This is a genomic window from Pseudomonas sp. HY2-MNA-CIBAN-0224, assembly GCF_040310285.1.
GTDB classification, from domain to species: domain Bacteria; phylum Pseudomonadota; class Gammaproteobacteria; order Pseudomonadales; family Pseudomonadaceae; genus Aquipseudomonas; species Aquipseudomonas helleri.
The window spans coordinates 1-317 of the sequence record NZ_JBEOPQ010000320.1; the positions used below are offsets into that span (position 1 = coordinate 1).

General features: G+C 50.2%; 1 protein-coding gene. It reads right to left on the reverse strand.

All coding sequences use genetic code 11. The features are described from left to right. The coding region (locus AAEZ03_RS26570; RefSeq protein ID WP_350582767.1) for a type VI secretion system Vgr family protein at positions 1-317 on the reverse strand (317 nt) is incomplete at both ends.

Here is a 317-nt window from a genome sequence, read left to right on the forward strand (position 1 = left end):
CTGCATGGCTGCCGTGGATTGCAAATGTGCCTGCTTGGCCTCTTTAAAGGTTTCACTCAGCGCAGTGCCCATTGTTAACTGGCGTTGTCCTGCATCATTGACCCAAGCGGACTCGTGCTCGCTTTGACTATGTCTGATACCGAAAGTGGAGAGTAGGACACCGGTATCGCCAATGATCTGTAGTCCATGGTCGGTTGCTAGATTAATACCTTGTCCACTATCTGATGATTGATGATTACTAAAGCGATGACGTAGCACGCCAAGCTCAAGCACATGCTCATCAGAGGTAAAGGTGGCGCTAGAAGTGATGGTCGGCG